Annotated in this window: 5 protein-coding genes and 1 pseudogene; 2 read left to right on the top strand and 4 right to left on the bottom strand. The window is 66.8% G+C overall.

Translation table 11 applies throughout. From position 1 onward, the window contains the following. Positions 1–36: 36 nt before the first annotated feature. On the bottom strand, positions 37–1683 hold the full coding sequence (locus RMO85_RS07610) for a hypothetical protein (protein WP_310528112.1): 1647 nt from the start codon (positions 1681–1683) through the stop codon (positions 37–39). 83 nt (positions 1684–1766) lie between these two features. Next, positions 1767–2030 carry a hypothetical protein gene (locus tag RMO85_RS07605; protein ID WP_310528111.1) on the bottom strand — a complete coding sequence of 88 codons (264 nt, stop codon included), beginning with the start codon at positions 2028–2030 and terminating at the stop codon, positions 1767–1769. Between the two features lie 195 nt (positions 2031–2225). Here RMO85_RS07605 and RMO85_RS07600 point away from each other — a divergent pair, with 195 nt between their 5' ends. Together RMO85_RS07600 and RMO85_RS07595 are read left to right on the top strand one after the other, a co-directional pair. Further along, positions 2226–3980: a helix-turn-helix domain-containing protein gene (locus RMO85_RS07600; protein ID WP_310528110.1), complete on the top strand. Its 1755-nt coding sequence runs from the start codon at positions 2226–2228 to the stop codon at positions 3978–3980. Positions 3981–4054: 74 nt separating this feature from the next. Next, positions 4055–4273 (top strand): hypothetical protein, encoded by a 219-nt coding sequence (locus RMO85_RS07595; protein ID WP_310528109.1) that lies wholly within the window; start codon positions 4055–4057, stop codon positions 4271–4273. Here the strand turns inward: RMO85_RS07595 and dapC are convergent. Both dapC and RMO85_RS07585 read right to left on the bottom strand, forming a co-directional pair. After that, positions 4266–5378, bottom strand: coding sequence for a succinyldiaminopimelate transaminase (gene dapC / locus RMO85_RS07590; protein ID WP_310528108.1), 1113 nt, complete (start codon positions 5376–5378; stop codon positions 4266–4268). The genes RMO85_RS07595 and dapC overlap by 8 nt on opposite strands. Continuing rightward, a pseudogene (locus tag RMO85_RS07585) lies at positions 5375–5491 on the bottom strand (ferredoxin); the annotation flags it as partial. The pseudogene RMO85_RS07585 and the gene dapC, both read right to left, overlap by 4 nt.

Genomic DNA, 5491 nt, shown 5'->3' with positions numbered 1-5491 from the left:
CTGTCCTCCTCGACGCCCAGGTGTCGGCGCGGAGACTCAGACCTTCGCGGGGCGCCCGGCCGGCCCTCCCTTGATGTAGTTGGCGTGGAACGCCTTCTGCTCGTCGGGAGTCATCTCGTTGAGCAACACGTTCGGGCTCTGCACGGGGCCCATCCGGCGCAAGTGGTCGAGGTTCCACATCTTCTTGGGGTTGAGGTCAAGGTGCGGCTGGGCGACCAGGGTGTGGCCGTCGTCGCGGACATAGCCCATGTCCGAGACCACGTCGGCCCAGTTCCAGCCGTGGTAGAGGGTCTCCCACTCGCGCTTGCCGATGAGCTGACCCATGTTCGGGGTCTCCCGACCCTGGTAGGTCGGCCGGAACGCCTCGACGTCCGTCCAGCGGCACGCCTCGTGGCAATAGGTACGCATCTGCCCGTCGACCTCGGCCATCACCATGTCCTCACGGACCAGGCACGGCACCATGCACGTCCAGCAGCGGTGCGGGTAGGCGTAGTCGACATCCTCGGCGACGATCGGGTGGTGCCCGTTCGGGGTCGAGAGGCGGTTGTAGTTCTCCCACCACTTGCCGTACTTGTCGTACCAGCCGGGGTACTTGAACTCGAACCACTCGAAGTCCTTGTCCGTCATCGGGTCCATCCGCCAGTAGTTGGCAACCCACCCGGTGCAGAAGAACTGTGCGACCTCGTGGACGTAGCCCTTGTTCCAGATCTGGTTCCAGGACTCCTCGATGAGGTCGTGCGGGATGACCAGGCCGTACTTCTCGAGGGGCACCAGGTAGCTGCGGTAGTAGTCGTCATAGATCCAGCGACGCCACATCTCGGCGTAGCTCTCACGATCCTTGCGGCGGTCCTTGGTGCCGTACTCGATGAAGGTGCCGATCGCGGCGTCGACGACCCGGTGGTTGTTCCACCACGCGTAGCGCAGGTCCCGCTCGAGCAACTGGTGGTTGCCCTCGTCGGCCAGGGCCATGAGCAGCGTGGCGTACCCGTTGCTGATGTGGCGCGACTCGTCGGACTGCACCGAGTGGAACACCGTCGGCAACAGGTAGTCGCCGTTGGCAGCCGCCTCGGCGGGCATGGCCACGAACAGCGTGTTGGTGAAGGCGGTCTCGGCCACGATCGTCAGATAGATGCTCGCCGCCGTGATGGCGTCGCCGGTGATGAAGCCCTCGGCGAACTGACGCCCGATGGTGCCGCAGTAGTCGTTCTGAAAGTTGCGCAGGCTGCTGTTGAAGCCGGCCGGGTCGATGTAGTTGTTCATGTACAGACGCTTGAGGTTCTGCTGGATCGTCGAGTGCCTGACCTCGTCGATCATCTGGATCGCCTGACCGTTGTGCAACTCGGGGTTGGGCACGGTCCGGAACAGCAGAGGCATGGCGCGCGCCGCCGAGATCTCGGGCAGCGGGATGATGCTCAAGAAGAGCTTCTGCCACTCCAGCCATCGGGGCTGGACCTGGCGGAACATGTTGCCGCGGATGGCGCCGTCGGCGGCGCCGTACACGCGGTGGTCCTTCTCCTCCTGCATCGGGAAGTAGGACCGGAGCACCTGCTTGAGGGGGTCCTTCTTCTTGGCCTTCTGGAACGTGTAGTCGGTTCCGTATTGGGAAACAGGCTCATGGTAGAGGGGTTCCCAGGCAAGCTCCTGGATCTTTTCGTGAGCTTTAGCCACGCTTTGACGAGTCATCACCACTCCTTTCGGGAATCACGGTGAAGTCCGATGTAATGAAAACTGAAAGCAAGAGCACCCCCGGTCTCACCTTGAGACGGTTACTCGAGCTGATCTCGGCCCTGGTCGAACATCACGGCGCGTATCTGCGCCAAGTGCAGGTGGACGTCGCGCATGACCTCTCGGTTGCCCTCGGCGGCCGGCTCGATGCCCAACGCGTTCAACAGTTCTCGCGCCGGCGCTGCGGGATCCCCGCTCTCGCCGAGAACGGGATGCAGACCCTGATCCGCGAGATGGGTGAACACGAGGTTCACCACGCTCCAGGGGTTGTAACTCTCGTCCGAAGGCGTGACGGCTGCGCACATGGCTTTCCTCCGCAGATCGGGGCCGCGTACTTGCACGCTACGGCCGGCTTCCGGAGGAGGTTGTCTCAATCTGAGACGCCGTACGAGCGCGATCACCGCGACACTCGACGCCTCGGGCACCAGCGCCTATCGTGAGGCGACGAGGATGCGACGGGGGTTGAGGTGACAGCGACACCGACACCGAACCAGAAGCTGGTGGCAACGAGCCGGGAGCAGTTCCTGACCCGCGAGACACCCGCGCCCCAGGGCGTTCGGGGGCCGATCTTGGCGTCGTGGCGCCGCTCGCACGAGTGGCACGTCGCCGCAGACCGGATCGAGATGTCCTACGAGCCCGATGTGCACCTCGACACCCGGCTCTCGCGCAGTGCGCTGCCTGTGTTGAAGACGCTGCGCGAGCAGCTCGACGGTCAGTCGGTCAGCGTCATCCTCACGGACCCGACCGGGCTGGTGCTCACCCGGATGACGGGTGACAGCGACCTCGAGAGACACCTGGACAGAGTGCTGCTTGCCCCGGGATTCAACTACGCCGAGAAGTTCGTCGGGACCAACGGCATCGGCACCGCGCTCGAGGTGGGCGGCCCCGCCCATGTGTTCGGACACGAGCACTACGCGGAGAACCTCGAGGACCTGGCGTGCGCCGCCGTGCCCATCCACCACCCCATCTCGAGCAGGCTGGTCGGCGCAGTGGACCTGACCTGTTGGCGCAGGGATGCCGGGGCATTGCTGCTCACGCTGGCCAAGGCCACCGCCGAGCAGATCAGGCAGTCGCTTCTCGTCGATGCGGCGTCGAACGAGCTCAGGCTCGTCCAGGAGTACCTGCGAACGTGCCGGCGAAATCCCGGCATCGTGCTGGCCCTGAACAACGACGTGGCGATGCTGAACGAGTTCGCCCGCACCATCCTCGAACCCGGTGACCAGGCCGCCCTGTTTGCGCATGCCGCCGAGGCGATGACGTCGGGCAGGCACAGTTCCGCCCCGGTCGAGCTGCCGTCGGGCCAACGGGCCCGCCTCCACTGCCGCGCCTTGGAGCCCGACGACCTGTCTGCCGGCATCGTCGCTCATGTCACGATCGAAAGCAGACGCGCCTCGGGGCCGCGAGTCCCCCAGCAACGCCCGGCGCCCCTGCCCGGCCTGGTGGGGTCGGGCCCGGTGTGGCTCAACGCCTGTCGTGACGTGGAGCGCGCCTTCGGTGCCGGTGAATGGCTCGTCGTGGAGGGGGAGTCCGGCGTCGGCAAGCTCGCAGTACTCACTGCCGTACAGCTTCGACGGCAGCCGATCGGCCGATTCCTGGTCCTCGATGCAGCCGAGGCTGCGGGAGATCGTGACTGGCAGACCAACACCCGGCACCTGATTGACGAGCATGCTGACTCCGTCGTGATCCGGCATGTCGACACCCTCGACGCGACCGGGCTGCGCGCCCTGCACTCGACATTGCATGCCGCGCGAGGCAACGCGCGTGACAAACCACTGTGGGCGGCGGTGACGCTGGCGCGCTCCGACCACGCCTCGGAGCTGACGCAATTGCTTCAGCTGTTTCCGAGCACCGTGGAGGTGCCCCCGTTGCGCATGCACCGCGAGGACCTCCAGCCCTTGGTGGCGCTCTTCTTGTCCAGACTCTCCCAGGGAGGCCACCTCGTTTGCTCACCCGAGGCGATGCGCTTGTTCATGCGCATGGAACTGCCCGGCAACGGAGAACAGGTGCGACAGATACTTCGCGAGGTCGTCAGGCACCGACGTACGGGCCGCATCGAACCCGAGGACCTGCCACCTCAGGCACACACGATGAGCCGTCGGGTCCTGACCCCACTCGAGGCGATGGAGCGCGACGCCATCGTCACCAGCCTGTCCGACGCCAACGGCAACAAGGCCCACGCTGCCCGGGCGCTGGGCATGTCCCGGGCGACCATCTATCGCAAGATCCACGACTACGGCATCGTCACGCCCACCTGAGCTCGTCTCAGATTGAGACCCGTTCTGCGCCACTGTGTGCGTAGCGTCCCGACCAGAACCCACGGGAGGCACCAATGGAAACGGCTTCCAGCCTCGCAGCAGCGCTGCTCCAGGCCGGCATCCTGATGCTGATCGTCATCGTCGGCCAGGCCTACGCGGTGGCACATGTGCCGGTCGAGAGCATCCCCACCACGCTGCGGCACCGCGTCGAGGTCTGCACCCGACTGCGTCCGTTGCTCGTGGTCGCCGCCCTGTCGTTGACCGTGGCCGGGCTCGTGCTCCAGGTCAGCTGAGGCGGGCGACAGCCGCGTCGACCCGCTCGTCGGTGGCCGTGAACGCCACCCGCACGTGGCCTGAGCCCGCGGGGCCGTAGAAGTCGCCGGGAGCGACCAGGACGCCGAGCTCGGCGAGCGCGGCAACCGTGGTCCAGCAGTTCTCGGCTCCCGCGTCCGATCGACGCTGCGCCCAGAGGTAGAGAGACGCCTCGGAGTGGTCGATCGTGAAGCCGGCGCCGGTCAGCGCTGCGCGGAGCCTGGCGCGCCGTGCGGCGTACGTCGCATGCTGCTCGGCCACGTGCGTGTCGTCCTCGAGAGCCGCGATCATCGCGCGCTGCTGGGGGCCCGGCATCTGCAGGCCGAGGTTCTTGCGTACGGCGAGGAGCTCGCCGACCAGGGCCGGGTCACCGGCCACGAAGGCACAACGGTAGCCCGCGAGGTTCGAGCGCTTCGAGAGCGAGTGGACGCTCAGGATGCCCTCGTGGGAGTCGCCGCAGACATCGGGGTGCAGCACGCTGATGGGCTCCACATCCCACGCGCACTCGAGATAGCACTCGTCGGAGACGAGGATGGTGCCGCGCTCACGACACCACTGGACCACCTTGCGCAGGTGCTCGAGGGGCAGCACCCGGCCGGTCGGGTTGGACGGCGAGTTGAGCCAGAGCAGCCGCGGCGTCTCCGGGCCGAAGGCGGTGAGTGAATCGGTGGCCAGCGACCGGGCGCCGGCGAGCGCAGCACCGACCTCGTAGGTCGGGTAGGCCAGCTCGGGATAGCCGATCAGGTCGCCGGCACCGATCCCGAGGTGTAGGGCCATGGAGCCGATGAGCTCCTTCGAGCCGATCACCGGAAGGACGGCATCGAGGCCGAGGCCCCGCACGCCGAAGCGGCGCGCCAGCCAGTCGATGGCGGCCTGTCGCGTCTGCAGCAGGCCGATCGTGGTCGGGTAGCCCGGCGAGTCCGCGGCCGCGCAGAGCGCGGCCCGGACCACCGCCGGAGTCGGGTCGACGGGGGTGCCGACCGAGAGGTCGACGATGCCGTCGGGGTGTGCCCGCGCGGTTGCGGCGTACGCCGTGAGCTTGTCCCACGGGAAGTCTGGAAGCCGGGACGAGACCGGCTGGTTCACTCGTCGTGCTCTTGGGGAGGCAACGCGGCGATCAGCGGGTGGTCATTGTCGATCTCGCCCATCTTGGCGGCGCCACCGGGCGAGCCGAGGTCATCGAAGAAGTCCACATTTGC

It is taken from the genome of Nocardioides sp. (assembly GCF_031422975.1).
Lineage (GTDB): Bacteria > Actinomycetota > Actinomycetes > Propionibacteriales > Nocardioidaceae > Nocardioides.
The sequence above is the reverse complement of the archived record's forward strand: the minus strand, read 5'-3'. Positions and strand labels throughout refer to the sequence as shown.

Coding starts and splice junctions, on each gene's coding strand:
- RMO85_RS07610 (WP_310528112.1), bottom strand. CDS start 1,683: ATGACTCGTCAAAGCGTGGCTAAAGCTCACGAAAAGATCCAGGAGCTT.
- RMO85_RS07605 (WP_310528111.1), bottom strand. CDS start 2,030: ATGTGCGCAGCCGTCACGCCTTCGGACGAGAGTTACAACCCCTGGAGC.
- RMO85_RS07595 (WP_310528109.1), top strand. CDS start 4,055: ATGGAAACGGCTTCCAGCCTCGCAGCAGCGCTGCTCCAGGCCGGCATC.